This is a genomic window from Streptococcus australis ATCC 700641, assembly GCF_000186465.1.
GTDB classification, from domain to species: Bacteria; Bacillota; Bacilli; order Lactobacillales; family Streptococcaceae; genus Streptococcus; species Streptococcus australis.
The window spans coordinates 1-16,130 of record NZ_GL636091.1 but is presented as its reverse complement, the minus strand read 5'-3'; the positions used below and the strand labels follow the sequence as shown (position 1 = coordinate 16,130).

The window sequence follows — 16,130 nt, the reverse complement described above, 5'->3', positions numbered from 1 at the left end:
TTGTTATACTAGATAAGACAAAACTCTATAGCAGAAAGGAATACAAATGTCAGTATTAGAGATTAAAGATCTTCATGTAGAAATTGAAGGTAAGGAAATTTTAAAAGGCGTGAACTTGACCCTTAAAACAGGGGAAATTGCAGCCATCATGGGACCTAACGGGACAGGGAAATCAACCCTATCTGCAGCCATCATGGGAAATCCAAACTATGAAGTGACTAAGGGTGAAATTCTATTTGATGGAGTGAATATCCTTGAATTGGAAGTGGATGAACGTGCTCGCATGGGCCTTTTCTTGGCTATGCAATACCCATCAGAAATTCCAGGAATTACCAATGCTGAATTCCTTCGTGCAGCCATGAATGCTGGCAAAGAAGAGGATGAAAAAATTTCTGTTCGTGATTTTATCACAAAATTGGACCAGAAAATGGAACTCCTCAATATGAAGGAAGAAATGGCAGAACGCTATTTGAACGAAGGATTCTCAGGTGGTGAGAAGAAACGCAATGAAATTCTGCAATTGTTGATGTTGGAACCGAAGTTTGCCCTCCTTGATGAGATTGACTCTGGTTTGGATATCGATGCCCTTAAAGTGGTTTCAAAAGGGGTCAATGAAATGCGTGGCGAAGATTTTGGTGCCATGATCATTACCCACTACCAACGTCTTTTAAACTACATTACTCCTGATGTGGTTCACGTGATGATGGAAGGTCGTGTCGTCCTTTCAGGTGGTCCTGAGCTTGCTGTGCGTTTGGAGCGTGAAGGATACGCGAAATTAGCAGAAGAGTTAGGTTACGACTACAAAGAAGAACTCTAATCTTGTGTCCAAAACTGAACAGGATCTTTGAGGAGGAGTAAATGACCAAAGAAAATATCAAACTTTTTTCAGAAATGCATGCAGAGCCCCAATGGTTGCAGGACTTGCGCCAGAAGGCTTTTGATAAAATTGATGACTTAGAACTACCTGTGATTGAACGCGTGAAATTTCATCGTTGGAATCTCGGCGATGGAACAATCACAGAAAGTGAGCCACTCACTGCTGTGCCAGACTTCACTGCGATTGACAATCAATTAAAATTGGTTCAGCATGGAACTCATACAGTATTTGAACAGATTCCAGTTGACTTGGCCAACCAGGGAGTCATCTTTACAGACTTCCACTCAGCCCTGGAAGTAATTCCAGAGGTCGTAGAGGAATTTTTCATGTCATCCGTTAAATATGATGATGACAAGTTGGCAGCCTACCACACAGCTTATTTCAATAGTGGAGCTGTTCTCTATATTCCAGATCATGTAGAAATCGCGGAGCCAATCGAGGGTGTCTTCTACCAGGATAGTGATAGCGATGTGCCATTTAACAAGCACATCTTGATTATCGCTGGTAAGAACAGTAAGATTAGTTACCTTGAACGGTTAGAGTCACGTGGAGAAGGTAGTGCCAAGGCAACTGCTAATATCACAGTAGAAGTGATTGCACGTTCAGGTGCGCAAGTGAAGTTTGCTGCGATTGATCGTCTTGGTGAGAATGTCACTGCCTATATTAGCCGCCGTGGGAAACTAGGCAAGGATGCTAGCATTGATTGGGCAATCGGTGTCATGAACGAAGGAAATGTCGTTGCTGACTTTGATAGTGACTTGATAGGAAACGGCAGCCATGCAGACCTGAAGGTCGTAGCCCTATCTAGTGGTCGTCAGGTACAAGGGATTGATACCCGCGTAACCAACTATGGTTGCAATTCGGTAGGGAACATTCTCCAACATGGTGTCATTCTTGAAAAGGCAACCTTGACCTTCAACGGGATTGGCCACATTATTAAGGGAGCAAAAGGGGCAGATGCCCAACAAGAAAGCCGTGTGTTAATGCTTTCTGACCAAGCTCGTTCCGATGCCAACCCAATTCTTTTGATTGATGAAAATGATGTGACTGCAGGTCACGCAGCTTCTATCGGTCAGGTAGATCCAGAAGACATGTACTACCTCATGAGCCGTGGCTTGGATCAGGCAACTGCAGAACGCCTAGTGGTTCGTGGGTTCCTTGGATCAGTGATCGTGGAGATTCCAGTCAAAGAAGTTCGTGAAGAAATGATCCAAACCATTGAAGATAAATTATTGAAGAGATAAAGATGATAGATGTCGAAAAGATTCGGAAAGATTTCCCGATTTTAGATCAAATTGTGAATGATGAGCCGCTTGTCTATTTGGATAATGCAGCGACGACACAAAAACCAAAAGTTGTCTTAGAAGCGGTGAATCGATATTACCAAGAGGATAATGCCAATGTTCACCGAGGGGTTCATACCTTAGCCGAACGGGCGACTGCTTCCTATGAAGGAGCAAGAGAAACGGTCCGTCGCTTTATAAACGCTTCCTCGACCAAAGAGGTCTTGTTTACGAGAGGGACCACGACAGGTTTGAACTGGATTGGTCGGTTTGCAGAAGAAATCCTAGAAGAGGGGGATGAAGTTCTCATCTCCATTATGGAACACCATTCCAACATCCTTCCTTGGCAGGAAGCTTGTCGGAAGACAGGGGCAAAGTTGGAATATGTCTATTTGAAAGATGGTGGTCTGGATCTAGAGGATTTCCGAAAAAAATTGACAGATCGAACCAAGTTTGTTTCCATCGCCCATGCCTCCAATGTTCTCGGAGTGATCAATCCTGTCCAAGAAATCGCTCAATTGGCCCATGAAAAAGGAGCCATTGTGGTAGTGGATGGGGCTCAATCAGTCCCCCATATGAAAATAGATGTTCAAACATTAGATGCAGATTTCTTTGTCTTTTCTGGTCATAAAATGGCTGGACCGACAGGGATTGGAGTCTTGTATGGAAAAGAGCAATATCTCAACCAAATGTCACCTGTTGAATTTGGTGGGGAAATGATTGACTTTGTCTATGAACAATCAGCAACCTGGAAGGAGCTTCCTTGGAAATTCGAAGCGGGGACGCCTAATATGGCTGGTGCCATTGGTTTAGCTGCGGCGATTGATTATTTAGAGGCCATTGGCATGGATGCGATTGAGCGTTATGAGCAAGGCTTGATTGCCTACGTCTTTCCCAAGCTTCAAGCGATTGAAGGGCTGAAAATCTATGGCTCACAAGATTTAGCGAAGCGCTCTGGAGTGATTTCATTCAACCTAGGCGATCTGCATCCTCATGACCTTGCGACAGCCTTGGATTATGAAGGGGTTGCAGTTCGGGCAGGCCACCATTGTGCCCAACCCTTGATCCAGTATTTGGAGGTTCCGGCGACTGCTCGAGCTAGCTTTTATCTCTACAATACAAAGGAAGACTGCGATAAGCTTGTAGAAGCGCTGATAAAAACAAAGGAGTTTTTCAATGGCACTTTCTAAATTAGATAGCCTCTATATGGCTGTAGTAGCTGATCATTCAAAAAATCCCCATCACCATGGAAAGATTGAAGGGGTTGAACAAATTAACTTAAACAATCCAACCTGCGGGGATGTGATTAGTTTGTCTGTTCAGTTTGATGATGAAGGAGTAGTCAAGGACATTGCCTTTGTTAACTCAGGTTGTACGATTTCGACTGCTTCTGCTAGTATGATGACAGATGTTGTCCTAGGAAAAACCAAGGAAGAAGTACTAGAGTTGGCGACTGTTTTTTCAGAAATGGTCCAAGGCAAAGAAGATGCCCGTCAAGACCAGTTGGGAGATGCAGCTTTTTTAGCTGGGGTTGCTAAATTTCCACAACGGATCAAGTGCTCTACCCTAGCTTGGAATGCTCTCAAGAAAGCAATCGATGCTCAAGCCTAATGATGAATAAAAGTGATGAAGATTCAAGTCTGTTTTTTAACCGAGCTTCTGGTGAGAAGTGATATCAACAATCGGGTGCTGATGGTCCAGACTAGAAGAGTAATCGCATGGAAAGAGTGCTAAAAAGAAAATGAAAGGAAAGATATGACAGAAGAAAGAGTAGAACCAAAACCAATTGATCTTGGTGAATATAAATTTGGCTTTCACGATGATGTAGACCCAATCCTGTCAACAGGAAAAGGGTTGAATGAATCGGTTATTCGCGAGTTGTCTGCTGCGAAAAATGAGCCGGAATGGATGCTGGAGTTCCGTTTGAAGTCTTATGAAGCATTTAAAAAAATGCCGATGCAAACTTGGGGAGCGGACTTGTCAGATATTGATTTTGATGATTTGATTTATTATCAAAAACCATCTGATAAACCTGCACGTAGCTGGGATGAAGTGCCTGAAAAAATTAAGGAAACGTTTGAACGGATTGGTATTCCAGAAGCAGAGCGTGCATACTTGGCCGGAGCAGCTGCTCAGTATGAGTCTGAAGTGGTTTACCATAACATGAAGGAGGAATTCCAAAAGCTCGGAATCATTTTTACCGATACAGATTCTGCCCTCAAGGAATACCCAGACTTGTTTAAGCAATACTTTGCTAAATTGGTACCTCCAACGGATAATAAGTTGGCAGCCCTCAACTCAGCTGTTTGGTCAGGTGGAACCTTTATCTATGTACCGAAGGGTGTAAAGGTTGATGTTCCTTTGCAGACCTACTTCCGGATTAATAATGAGAATACAGGTCAGTTTGAACGGACCTTGATTATTGTGGATGAAGGCGCTAGTGTCCACTATGTAGAAGGATGTACAGCACCGACTTATTCAAGCAACAGCTTGCATGCAGCCATTGTCGAAATTTTTGCCTTGGATGGCGCTTATATGCGCTACACGACCATCCAAAACTGGTCAGACAATGTTTACAATTTGGTAACCAAACGGGCCAAAGCGACCAAAGATGCGACAGTTGAATGGATCGATGGAAACCTAGGTGCCAAAACGACCATGAAATACCCGTCTGTTTATCTAGATGGAGAAGGTGCGCGTGGGACCATGTTGTCGATTGCTTTTGCAAATGCAGGGCAACACCAAGATACAGGTGCTAAAATGATCCACAATGCTCCACATACCAGCTCTTCAATCGTCTCAAAATCCATCGCTAAAGGTGGAGGAAAGGTTGACTACCGTGGACAAGTGACCTTCAATAAAGATTCAGCAAAATCAGTCAGTCACATCGAGTGTGATACCATTATCATGGATGACTTATCTGCATCTGACACCATCCCATTTAATGAAATCCACAATTCACAAGTCGCATTGGAACACGAAGCTAAGGTCTCAAAAATTTCTGAGGAACAGTTGTATTACCTCATGAGCCGAGGCTTGTCAGAATCTGAGGCGACTGAAATGATCGTCATGGGATTTGTAGAGCCCTTTACTAAAGAACTTCCAATGGAATATGCAGTTGAGCTCAATCGCTTGATTAGCTATGAAATGGAAGGATCTGTCGGTTAAGGGGATAAAAGGAGAAGCAAATGGGATTCTTAAAAAAATTATTTGGTAATGTTGAAAAAGCGAATAAGAGCGAAATTCCTGCAGAAGAAATTATTCCGCCATTTACAAATGATCTAGCCGAAGAAGCAGATGATTATTGGAGACAAATGGAACAAAATCTCTTGATTAATGCTGTGAAGGCTGTTGGAGGTCCTGACAAAGCGGATCGTGCCTTTATGCTAGTGAATTTTAAACCAGGTCAAGAAACATTTGAATTGTATTATCAAGTCGATGGGAAATTGATTTCTTGGAAAGAATTGGATCTAGCACTTGTAGAAAAAATCCGCCTTCAACTCTTGCCTCAAGCACCAGCTGTAGCCCGTGCAGTGAATGAAAATTACGAAGCTGCGAATGTTCCTGTGATTAGCTATGCCATGCTTCAATTAGAAACAGCAACCATGGCTTGGTTTGGTCGTAAACTAACAACAGCTACTCCTGAAGCTAGCTTATCTTTTGAAGAATTGGTGGCAGGTTGGCGTGTGGTGATTGAAGAAGAAATCCCGACTCATCCAATAGATAGCGACACTGCTTTTCCTTATTTCGAAGTTCGATAGAAGTTCTGTTGACCGAATAGAATAAACAAAAAAAGAGGGTAACCTCTTTTTTGTTTATGAGCATTTATAGCTTTTCATTGACGTAACGAACAAATTGATTCCACCACACCTTTAAGAAGAAACTTTTTTGGATGTTTTCTCCGCTCACCATTTCCATACTAGGAGATTTACCTTCGATATAACCTCGCCCGATGGGTTCTGGATCGGCGTAGGTGAGGATCCCAAGAGAAGTGCCTTTCTTTAAGGGAGCACTAAATGAAGCTTGGCTGCTTTTGAAGGTGATTTTAGGTTCGGTCTGGCTTCCTTGCCGTTCAATCACGATGAAGTCATCCTTTGCAACAGCAATGACGCTGGTTTTCTTACCGTCAAGAACAGTTGATTTGCTGTTGTTATAGGTTTCGCCTTTGCTGACAATCAAATTTGCAACGAAGTTTTGGCTGACGTAATTCATCAGGTTGGCTGTTGTAACAAATCGTGCGTAGGGATCTCCGTCGATTGCTTCGACACCAATGACAACGGTGATCATTCGTATGCCATTTTGATTGGTAGAGGCGACAAATGAGATCCCTCCTTTTTCGGAATTTCCAGTTTTTAGACCATCCACCCCAGCTCGATAATTGGGCATGTTTTCCAGCATATAGTTGCTGCTCTCTAATTGAATTCCAGCAAATTCTGCATGAGAGAGTGAAGTGATTTTGGTAACTTCAGGATAGTCTTCTAGAAGATGTTTTGCGATGACTGCCACATCATAAGCGCTCAGCTTGTTTTCGTTATTTTTCTTTTTATTTTCCTCATCCCCATCAATGATAGATTGGTTCAATCCACTAGCATTCACAATTGTCGCATCTGTAATCCCCCATTCTTTGAGCTTTGCTTTCATGAGGAGGACGAATTTTTCTTCGCTACCAGCTACTTTTTCAGCTAAGGCGATGGCAGCGCTATTGGCATTTGATACGAGGAGAGCAGTGAGCAAGTCCTTAACCTTGTATTTACGAGCTTCCATGGGGACGTTGCTGATACCCTCGATGGCGGTCAGTTGGTAGGCTTTATCCGAAATATCCACGTCATCAGTTAAAGAGATTTTTCCTTGCTGAATGGCTTCATAAACGAGATAAGTAGTCAAAAGGTTGCTGATTCCGCCAACTTCTTTTTTCTCATCACTATTTTTTTCGTAGAGTATTTTACCTGTTGTTCCATCAATCGCAATAGCATGCTGGGCTCCAAGGTCTAGGTCTTCCGCTTTTACAGGAGAAGTACTGAGAAGGGTAAGAATTAGACAAAGAAGTAAAGTGATTATTTTTTTCACGTTTGAATCCTCGATTGTTTTTTGTCTCTACTATTGTATCATAAAAGAATCCAACTGCTCTAATCCTAATTTTGTCCAGTTATTGATTGAGATCCTGCGGTCCGATTTAAAAGATAGTTGGTAAAATGAGAGAAATAGTGTATAATGGTAGAAAACCTAACATAAGGAGATAGTGATGAAAGTAAATAAACGGTTCGTACTGGCCGGTGTTTCTCTGGCCAGCGCTCTTCTATTGACAGCCTGCGGTGGTGGAAGCAGCAATCAATCTACTTATTCTTATATTTATTCAACAGATCCAAATACATTGGACTACATTGCATCGACTCGTACAACGACGTCTGATATTACAAGTAACCTTGTTGATGGTTTGTTAGAAAATGATAAATATGGAAATTTAATCCCAAGTTTGGCAGAAGACTGGACAGTTTCAGAAGACGGCTTGGTCTATACCTATAAACTTCGAAAAGATGCCAAATGGTACACCAGTGAAGGAGAAGAGTATGGTGCTGTAACAGCTCACGATTTTGTGACAGGGATCAAACATGCTGTGGAATCAAAATCTGAAGGTCTCTTCTTAATCCAAAACTCCATTAAAGGTTTGGATGCCTATGCCAAGGGTGAAACAACAGATTTTAAGACGGTTGGCGTGAAAGCCCTAGATGATTACACCGTTCAATATACCTTGGAACGTCCAGAAAGCTTTTGGAATTCTAAGACGACATCAGGCGTCCTTTTCCCAGTTAACGCAGCTTTCTTAGAATCTCAAGGAAAAGACTTTGGTTCCTTGAAACCAAGTAGTATTCTCTATAACGGTCCATATTATTTGAAGAATTTAACTTCAAAATCTCAAATTGAGCTTGTAAAAAATAAAGAATACTATGATGAAAAGAATGTTCATATTGATAATGTGAAGTTGACCTACAATGACGGGTCAGATCCAGAATCTGTTATCAAGAAATTTGAGAATGGACAATATTCATTTGCGACAGTAATGCCAAATAGCTCCACTTATAAGAATGTGAAAAAGAAATTTGGTGATAATATTGTTTATGGTGTTCAATACGGAACATCATACTACCTAGGCTTCAACATTGATCGTCAGAAGTATAACCATACAGCTAAAACGACAGATGCTCAAAAATCGTCTACAAAACAAGCGATTTTAAACAAGGATTTCCGTCAAGCCGTCAACTTTGCCTTTGACCGTGAAGCCTATGCAGCTCAAACATCTGGTGCGGATGCGGCGACCAAGATTCTTCGAAACACCTTGGTTCCACCGACTTTTGTTCAAGTAAATGGTGAAGAGTTCGGTAAGGTTGTTGAGAAGCAATTAGTGACCTATGGAGATGAGTGGAAAGATGTAAACCTAGATGATGCCCAAACCACTCTCTATAATCAAGAGAAAGCCAAAGCTGAGTTTGCAAAAGCCAAAGAACAACTACAAAAAGAAGGGGTAGAATTCCCAATTCATATAGATTACGTTGTTAGTCAGACAGATAACAGCCAGGTACAACAAGCTAGCTCCTTCAAACAATCCGTAGAAGCTGTTCTCGGTGCAGACAATGTTGTCGTAGATATTCAGAAATTATCTGATGATGACTTTAACAATATTACCTACTTTACTGACACTGCTGCTGAGAAAGATTATGACCTTGCAGGTGGAGGATGGGTGCCTGACTATCAAGATCCATCTACTTATTTAGAGAGTTTAAGTCCTGTTAATGGTTCTGTTTTCTACTATCTAGGTGTGGATGCAGGATCAAATAGCCCTGCTATTACAGCGGTTGAATTTGGGAAATATGCAGAACTCTTAAAAGATGCCAATGCAGAAGTGAGTGACCAAGCTGTACGTTATGAGAAATACGCAGCTGCTCAAGCCTGGCTAACCGATAGTTCGTTGATCTTGCCAACTGTTTCAAATGGTGGAACGCCAATGTTGCAACGGACTGTCCCATATAGTCGTGCGGCTTCATGGGTTGGAACAAAAGGTACAGGAACCAACTATAAATATCTTGAGCTTTCAGAAGAAGTCATCAAGACAAAGGATTACGATGCAAGTAAAGAAAAATGGTTGAAAGAAAAGGCTGAATCCAATAAAAAAGCCCAAGAAGAATTAAAGAACCACATCGAATCGAAATAGATAAAAAATAGCTTGGATAGTCTGAGTGCATAAGTTTAAGTAGGGGAAGGAGCCACTAAAAAGGATTGATTTTTTAGACAGTCCTCCGCTTAGTGGCTCCTTTCACTTGCCAAATATTCAGAAAATTTAGTTTACTTTTTTCCTCACTTATGCTATAATTCTATCTAAATTCAATAAAATGGAGACTCAAAATGAAAAAAAGTAAAGTTTTTGCATTTGCCGGAGTAACATTGCTCGCAGCAACTTTCCTTGCAGCATGTTCTGGCTCAAAAGATAGCAAGTCTGCATCAAAAAAAGATACAACTTATGGCTATGTTTATAACGATGATCCAACAACTTTGGATTACACTGTATCTTCAAAAGCGTCTGTGCACGATATTACAACTAACGGTGTAGATGGTTTGTTGGAAAACGACAAATACGGAAATCTTGTGCCATCTATTGCTGAAGATTGGTCTGTTTCAAAAGACGGTTTGACTTATACTTACAAAATCCGTAAGGGTGTTAAATGGTATGATGCCGATGGCGAAGAGCATGGTGAAGTAACAGCTCATGACTTTGTTACTGGATTGAAGCATGCGGCAGACAAGAAATCAGAATCTCTTCCATTGGTGAAAGACTCAATCAAAGGATTGAAAGACTACTCAGAAGGAAAAATTTCAGACTTCTCTGAAGTTGGGGTCAAAGCAGTAGATGATTATACACTTGAGTATACTTTGAACCAACCAGAAACTTTCTGGAATTCAAAAACAACTAATGGGGTTCTTTTCCCAATTAGTACAGAATTCTTGAAGAGCAAGGGTGATGAATTTGGTCAGCCAGGTAATGTCAAATCAATCTTGTTCAATGGTCCATTCCTTTTGAAATCAATCACTTCTAAATCAGAAATCACTTTTGAGAAGAACGAAGATTACTGGGATAAAGACAACGTTCATATTGACAAGATTAAATTGTCTTATTATGATGGATCAGATCAAGATTCCATAGCGCGCGGTTTTAGCGATGGTTCATATACCAAGGCGCGTCTATACCCTGCTAGCTCTAACTTTGCGTCTGTTGAAAAGAAATACAAAGACAATATCTACAACACACAGCCTGGTTCTGGTGTCGCAGTCTTAGGTTTCAACATTGACCGTCAAGCCTACAACCATACTTCTAAAACATCAGATGAGCAGAAATCTTCCACGAAGAAAGCGATCTTGAACAAGGATTTCCGTCAAGCCATCACCTTTGCCTTGAACCGCGAAAATTATTCAGCACAAGTTAATGGTAAAGAATACGCTAAGGCTGCTATTCGAAATATGTACACTGCACCTGCCTTTGTTCAAGTAAATGGTAAAGACTTTGGTGATGTAGTAGCAGACAAGTTGCAAACTTATGGAGATCAATGGAGCGGTGTGAATCTTGCAGACGGTCAAAACGGACTCTATAGCAAGGAAAAAGCAAAAGCTCAGTTTGAAAAAGCAAAAGCTGAACTCCAAAAAGAGGGTGTTCAATTCCCAATCCACTTGGATGTTCCGGTTGCACAAAACTCAACAAACTTTGTGTCACGGATGCAATCCTTCAAACAATCAGTTGAAGAAACACTTGGCACAGAAAACGTTGTGGTGGACCTTCAAATGATGGACCAAGATGAAGTGTTAAACATTACTCTTAACGTACCATCAGCTGCAGAAACTGACTGGGATCTTCAAGGACTTGTAGGATGGAATCCAGACTATGATGACCCATCTACTTACCTTGATACCTTGCAACCATCTTCTCCAGACCAAACTAAGACTTACCTTGGATTTGCTGGTGGTGTCGACAATGCTTCTGCTAAAGCAGTTGGTTTAGATGAATATGCGAAGTTGCTTGATGATGCAGAAAAAGAAACCCTAGACGTAGTGACACGTTATGAAAAATTTGCAGCAGCGCAAGCTTGGTTAACAGATAGCGCATTAGTCATTCCAACTATGACAAGCTCTGGTGCAGCTACAGTGGTTTCAAAAGTGGTTCCATTCTCTGAACCTTCCTCACAAACAGGTAACAAAGGATCAACTTATTTCAAATATGTTGAAGTTCAAGATGAACCGGTTACTAAAAAACAATATGATCAAGCACGTGAAAAATGGTTGAAAGAAAAAGCTGAATCAAACAAGAAAGCTCAGCAAGAACTAGAAAAACACGTCAAATAATCACCTTCATCAGAACTTTCTCTAATAGGGGAGAAAGTTCTTTTGAACATTAAAGGAACGGAATATGAAAAAATATATATTTATGCGTATTTTGCGTTCGTTAGTGTCGATCTTTTTGGTTACGACATTGACCTATACAATTATTTATACGCTAACCCCAAGAAATTTAATTTTCAAAAACGACCCTAACTATAATAAGATTGCAAAGACTAAGGATTCTAAAATCAATTATGAAAACACAGTCTATGATCGTATGGGGTATATAGAATATCTTGATTCAAAAGCTTTGAAAGAAAAAGCAAGCAAGGAAGACTCATCAGTAACTGTAGAGCCTACTAAAGAAAACGAAAAGATCTACAAAAAGTACATTTCTAATCTTGGAAATGGCTGGGTATTGAAACGTTTCCCTGAAAACAAAGGCTTTTACGCAACTCGTGAAGTCCCTGTCTTTGAACGTGTTATTGGATTCTACGGCAACCTGATTCAGATTGATCATCCAAATGTCATCAAAGATGCTTCAAATCCAAAACTTGAACGCTATATTCGCATTGAAAATGATCCAGCTATTGGTTGGTCAGTAGTTGGTTCGGGGACTAAACATAAATATCTTTTGTATTTCAATGGTCAATTCCCGTTCATTCATCAAAATTTTGTATCGTTAAACTTGGGTGAATCTTATCCAACTTATTCAAATACGCCAGTTCTTCAGGTTATTACACAAGGACAAGGTACGACTAAGAAGAGTGAAGTAAACTTCCCAACAGGGAAAAAAGAATCTTCTATCAACATCTACTCACGTACATACAAATCACCAAGCAAGGCAGATGCCCAAGATATTGCCCGCTTTGGTGAAGGCGATGCTTATACAGCAACATTGAGCAACTATGAAAATCCATCTATGATTGTCAGCTCAGCCATTATTGGTTTGATCGGGATTGCGATTGCTTACTTGATTGCTATTCCTTTAGGATCTTATATGGCCTTGTTGAAGAATACTTGGTTTGATAGTGCTTCTACGGCAACATTAACATTTATGATGTCATTGCCAACGATTGCCTTGGTCTACATCGTTCGCTTGGCGGGTTCTTCTATCGGCTTACCGGATTCCTTCCCAGTCTTAGGGGCTCAGGATTGGCGCTCTTATGTACTGCCTTCTGTGATTTTGGGTCTTTTGAGTGCACCGGGATTGGCAGTTTGGATTCGCCGTTACATGATCGATTTGCATTCTCAAGACTTTGTCCGTTTTGCACGTGCCAAAGGGCTTTCTGAGAAAGAAATTTCACGCAAGCATATCTTTAAAAACGCTATGGTTCCGATCGTTACAGGGATTCCTGTTCAATTGGTTCTAGTCATCTCTGGGGCAACATTGACAGAAACTGTCTTTGCCTTCCCTGGTATGGGTAAAATGTTGATTGATTCTATCAAAGCATCCAATAATACCATGGTGGTCGGCCTTGTCTTCATCTTTACTGTTCTTGCTGTATTTGGAGCAATGGCTGGGGATATCCTTATGGTTATGGTAGACCCTCGTATCAAATTGACAACTAAGAAAGGAGGCAAATAATGTCTACAATCGATAAAAAGAAATTCCAATTTGTTGAACGTGACGATTTTGCCTCTGAAACAATTGATGCGCCGTCGTACTCATACTGGAAATCAGTATTCCGTCAATTCTTCAAAAAGAAATCAACCATTTTGATGTTAGCCGTTTTGGTTGGTATTCTCTTGATGAGTTTTGTATACCCGATGTTTTCAAACTTTGATTATAATGATGTAAGTAAAGTAAATGACTTCACTGCTCGTTTGAATCCTCCAAGTGCCAAGGCCTTCTTCGGTACGGATAACAATGGTAAATCCTTGTTTGATGGAGTTTGGTTTGGTGCCCGCAATTCGATTATCATCTCCTTTATTGCTACCTTGATCAATGTTGTGATTGGTGTTGTGATTGGTGGGATTTGGGGTGTATCAAAATCAATCGACCGCTTCATGATGGAAGTTTACAACGTTATTTCAAACGTTCCATTCATGTTAATTGTTATTGTCTTGACTTACTCAATCGGTGCTGGTTTCTGGAACTTGATTTTGGCGATGACGGTAACAGGATGGATTGGGATTGCTTATTCTATCCGTGTTCAAATTATGCGTTACCGTGATTTAGAGTACAACTTGGCCAGCCGTACTTTGGGTACTCCAACTCTAAAAATCGTGACAAAAAATATCTTGCCACAGTTGGTATCTGTCATTGTGACGACAACTACACAGTTGTTGCCAGCCTTCATTTCAACTGAAGCCTTCCTTTCCTTCTTTGGATTGGGATTGCCAATTACAGTTCCAAGTTTAGGTCGTCTGATTTCAGATTACTCACAAAACGTAACAACCAATGCATATCTTTTCTGGATTCCATTGACAGTCTTAGTCTTGGTATCCTTGTCATTCTATATCGTTGGACAAAACCTTGCAGATGCCAGCGATCCACGTACACATAGATAGGAGGAGTAGGTATGACAACTGATAAAAATGTAATCTTATCTGCTCGCGATATCGTAGTAGAATTTGATGTTCGGGATCGTGTCTTAACAGCTATTCGCAATGTGTCTTTAGACCTTGTTGAAGGTGAAGTCATGGCACTTGTTGGTGAATCAGGTTCTGGTAAATCTGTTTTGACAAAAACCTTCACAGGAATGTTAGAAGACAACGGACGAATTGCCAATGGTACTATTAATTATCGCGGACAAGAATTAACAGAACTCAAGTCAAATAAAGATTGGGAAGATATCCGCGGTGCAAAAATTGCAACAATCTTCCAAGATCCGATGACCAGTTTGGACCCGATTAATACAATTGGATCACAAATTACGGAAGTTATTATTAAACACCAAGGTAAGAGTGCCAAAGAAGCCAGAGAGATGGCCATTGATTATATGGAAAAGGTTGGAATCCCAGAAGCAGAACGTCGCTTTGATGAATATCCTTTCCAATATTCAGGTGGAATGCGCCAACGGATTGTTATTGCTATTGCGCTTGCTTGTCGTCCTGATATCTTAATCTGTGACGAGCCTACAACTGCCCTTGACGTAACCATCCAAGCCCAAATCATCGACTTATTGAAATCATTGCAAAAAGAATATAACTTTACAACAATCTTTATTACCCATGACTTAGGTGTGGTCGCAAGTATCGCAGATAAGGTTGCTGTAATGTATGCTGGTGAAATTGTCGAATTTGGTAAAGTAGAAGAAATCTTCTATGACCCAAGACATCCTTATACATGGAGTCTTCTTTCAAGTTTGCCACAGTTATCTACCTCAAAAGGTGATTTATATTCTATCCCAGGGACTCCTCCATCATTGTATTCACCAGTAAAAGGTGATGCCTTTGCTTTGCGCTCTGACTATGCCATGCAAATTGATTTCGAGGAACACCCACCAGTCTTCAATGTTTCCAATACACATTGGGCTAAAACGTGGCTCTTGCATGAAGATGCACCAAAAGTCAATAAACCAGAAATTATTGATAATCTTCATGAAAAGATTAGTGCGAAAATGGGATTCACTACAATGAAGGACTAGGAGAAGGAAATGACAGAAAAATTAATAGAAGTTAAAGATCTAGAAATTTCCTTCGGTGAAGGAAGTAAAAAATTTGTAGCTGTAAAGAATGCAAATTTTTTCATCAATAAAGGTGAAACATTCTCTCTTGTTGGTGAGTCAGGTAGTGGGAAGACGACGATTGGTCGTGCAATCATTGGTTTGAATGACACTAGTGCAGGTGATATTCTATATAATGGTAAAAAGATCAATGGGAAGCAATCACGCAAGGATGAAAGTGAATTAATCCGTAAGATTCAAATGATCTTCCAAGACCCGGCAGCGAGTTTGAATGAACGTGCAACAGTCGACTACATAATTTCAGAAGGTTTGTACAATTATCACCTATTCGAAAATGAAGAAGACCGAGTACGTAAAGTAAAAGAGATTATGCATGAAGTGGGGCTTCTAGCAGAGCATTTGACTCGTTATCCTCATGAATTCTCTGGTGGACAACGCCAGCGGATTGGGATTGCTCGTGCCTTGGTAATGGAACCAGAATTTGTTATCGCAGACGAGCCAATTTCAGCTCTTGACGTATCAGTACGTGCTCAAGTTTTAAATCTCCTTAAGAAATTCCAAAAAGAATTGGGCTTGACCTATCTCTTTATCGCACACGATCTTTCGGTAGTTCGATTTATCTCTGATCGTATTGCGGTTATTTACAAAGGAGTTATTGTAGAAGTAGCTGAGACAGAAGAATTGTTCAACAATCCAATTCATCCATACACACAATCTCTACTATCAGCTGTACCGATTCCAGATCCAATTCTAGAACGCAAAAAAGTTCTGAAAGTTTATGATCCAGATCAGCATGATTATTCAACCGACAAACCAGAAATGGTTGAAATCAAACCTGGACATTACGTTTGGGCAAATAAAGCAGAACAGAAAAAATATAAAGAACTTGTATAATCATAAGAAAACGAGAAGAATACACTTCTCGTTTTCTATTTTTTAAAAAAAGAAAAACTTTTTTTAAAAAATAGAAAAAAGATA

General features: G+C 40.5%; 13 protein-coding genes. 12 read left to right on the top strand and 1 reads right to left on the bottom strand.

The annotated features are described in order from the left end of the window. Nucleotides 1-46: 46 nt before the first annotated feature. The 6 genes from sufC to HMPREF9421_RS00045 all read left to right on the top strand — a co-directional run bounded on the left by sufC (nt 47) and on the right by HMPREF9421_RS00045 (nt 5,921). Nucleotides 47-817 (top strand): Fe-S cluster assembly ATPase SufC, encoded by a 771-nt coding sequence (gene sufC, locus HMPREF9421_RS00070; RefSeq protein WP_006594965.1) that lies wholly within the window; start codon nt 47-49, stop codon nt 815-817. 41 nt (nt 818-858) lie between these two features. Then, nucleotides 859-2,121 (top strand): Fe-S cluster assembly protein SufD, encoded by a 1,263-nt coding sequence (gene sufD / locus HMPREF9421_RS00065; RefSeq protein WP_006594964.1) that lies wholly within the window; start codon nt 859-861, stop codon nt 2,119-2,121. Nucleotides 2,122-2,123: 2 nt separating this feature from the next. Then, nucleotides 2,124-3,350: a cysteine desulfurase gene (locus HMPREF9421_RS00060; protein ID WP_006594963.1), complete on the top strand. Its 1,227-nt coding sequence runs from the start codon at nt 2,124-2,126 to the stop codon at nt 3,348-3,350. Further along, nucleotides 3,337-3,771, top strand: coding sequence for a Fe-S cluster assembly sulfur transfer protein SufU (gene sufU / locus HMPREF9421_RS00055; protein WP_006594962.1), 435 nt, complete (start codon nt 3,337-3,339; stop codon nt 3,769-3,771). The genes HMPREF9421_RS00060 and sufU overlap by 14 nt, the downstream gene beginning before the upstream one ends. Nucleotides 3,772-3,915: 144 nt before the next feature. Continuing rightward, complete coding sequence (gene sufB / locus HMPREF9421_RS00050; protein WP_006594961.1) at nt 3,916-5,328, top strand: Fe-S cluster assembly protein SufB; 1,413 nt, start codon at nt 3,916-3,918, stop codon at nt 5,326-5,328. Between the two features lie 20 nt (nt 5,329-5,348). Further along, a complete protein-coding gene (locus HMPREF9421_RS00045) occupies nt 5,349-5,921 on the top strand; it encodes a hypothetical protein (protein WP_006594960.1) in 573 nt (190 codons plus the stop codon). 64 nt (nt 5,922-5,985) lie between these two features. Here the strand turns inward: HMPREF9421_RS00045 and pbp3 are convergent, their stop codons facing one another. Then, the gene (gene pbp3, locus HMPREF9421_RS00040) at nt 5,986-7,227 is read right to left on the bottom strand and encodes a D-alanyl-D-alanine carboxypeptidase PBP3 (RefSeq protein ID WP_006594959.1); all 1,242 of its coding nucleotides are present in this window, start codon (nt 7,225-7,227) and stop codon (nt 5,986-5,988) included. Nucleotides 7,228-7,402: 175 nt separating this feature from the next. Here pbp3 and HMPREF9421_RS00035 point away from each other — a divergent pair, with 175 nt between their 5' ends. From HMPREF9421_RS00035 to HMPREF9421_RS00010, 6 genes are all read left to right on the top strand, one after another. Further along, the gene (locus tag HMPREF9421_RS00035; RefSeq protein WP_006594958.1) at nt 7,403-9,367 is read left to right on the top strand and encodes a peptide ABC transporter substrate-binding protein; all 1,965 of its coding nucleotides are present in this window, start codon (nt 7,403-7,405) and stop codon (nt 9,365-9,367) included. 191 nt (nt 9,368-9,558) lie between these two features. Beyond that, nucleotides 9,559-11,544 carry a peptide ABC transporter substrate-binding protein gene (locus HMPREF9421_RS00030; protein WP_006594957.1) on the top strand — a complete coding sequence of 662 codons (1,986 nt, stop codon included), beginning with the start codon at nt 9,559-9,561 and terminating at the stop codon, nt 11,542-11,544. Between the two features lie 64 nt (nt 11,545-11,608). Then, a complete protein-coding gene (locus HMPREF9421_RS00025) occupies nt 11,609-13,108 on the top strand; it encodes an ABC transporter permease (protein ID WP_006594956.1) in 1,500 nt (499 codons plus the stop codon). Beyond that, a complete protein-coding gene (gene oppC / locus HMPREF9421_RS00020) occupies nt 13,108-14,034 on the top strand; it encodes an oligopeptide ABC transporter permease OppC (RefSeq protein WP_006594955.1) in 927 nt (308 codons plus the stop codon). Before HMPREF9421_RS00025 ends, oppC begins: the two co-directional genes overlap by 1 nt. 11 nt (nt 14,035-14,045) lie before the next feature. After that, entirely contained in the window at nt 14,046-15,113 is a 1,068-nt protein-coding gene (locus HMPREF9421_RS00015) for an ABC transporter ATP-binding protein (protein WP_006594954.1), read from the top strand. 9 nt (nt 15,114-15,122) lie between these two features. Next, nucleotides 15,123-16,046 (top strand): ATP-binding cassette domain-containing protein, encoded by a 924-nt coding sequence (locus tag HMPREF9421_RS00010; RefSeq protein WP_006594953.1) that lies wholly within the window; start codon nt 15,123-15,125, stop codon nt 16,044-16,046. Nucleotides 16,047-16,130 lie beyond the last annotated feature (84 nt).

Coding starts and splice junctions, on each gene's coding strand:
- HMPREF9421_RS00025 (WP_006594956.1), top strand. CDS start 11,609: ATGAAAAAATATATATTTATGCGTATTTTGCGTTCGTTAGTGTCGATC.
- HMPREF9421_RS00010 (WP_006594953.1), top strand. CDS start 15,123: ATGACAGAAAAATTAATAGAAGTTAAAGATCTAGAAATTTCCTTCGGT.
- oppC (WP_006594955.1), top strand. CDS start 13,108: ATGTCTACAATCGATAAAAAGAAATTCCAATTTGTTGAACGTGACGAT.
- HMPREF9421_RS00035 (WP_006594958.1), top strand. CDS start 7,403: ATGAAAGTAAATAAACGGTTCGTACTGGCCGGTGTTTCTCTGGCCAGC.
- HMPREF9421_RS00030 (WP_006594957.1), top strand. CDS start 9,559: ATGAAAAAAAGTAAAGTTTTTGCATTTGCCGGAGTAACATTGCTCGCA.
- HMPREF9421_RS00060 (WP_006594963.1), top strand. CDS start 2,124: ATGATAGATGTCGAAAAGATTCGGAAAGATTTCCCGATTTTAGATCAA.
- sufB (WP_006594961.1), top strand. CDS start 3,916: ATGACAGAAGAAAGAGTAGAACCAAAACCAATTGATCTTGGTGAATAT.
- sufD (WP_006594964.1), top strand. CDS start 859: ATGACCAAAGAAAATATCAAACTTTTTTCAGAAATGCATGCAGAGCCC.
- sufU (WP_006594962.1), top strand. CDS start 3,337: ATGGCACTTTCTAAATTAGATAGCCTCTATATGGCTGTAGTAGCTGAT.
- HMPREF9421_RS00015 (WP_006594954.1), top strand. CDS start 14,046: ATGACAACTGATAAAAATGTAATCTTATCTGCTCGCGATATCGTAGTA.
- HMPREF9421_RS00045 (WP_006594960.1), top strand. CDS start 5,349: ATGGGATTCTTAAAAAAATTATTTGGTAATGTTGAAAAAGCGAATAAG.
- sufC (WP_006594965.1), top strand. CDS start 47: ATGTCAGTATTAGAGATTAAAGATCTTCATGTAGAAATTGAAGGTAAG.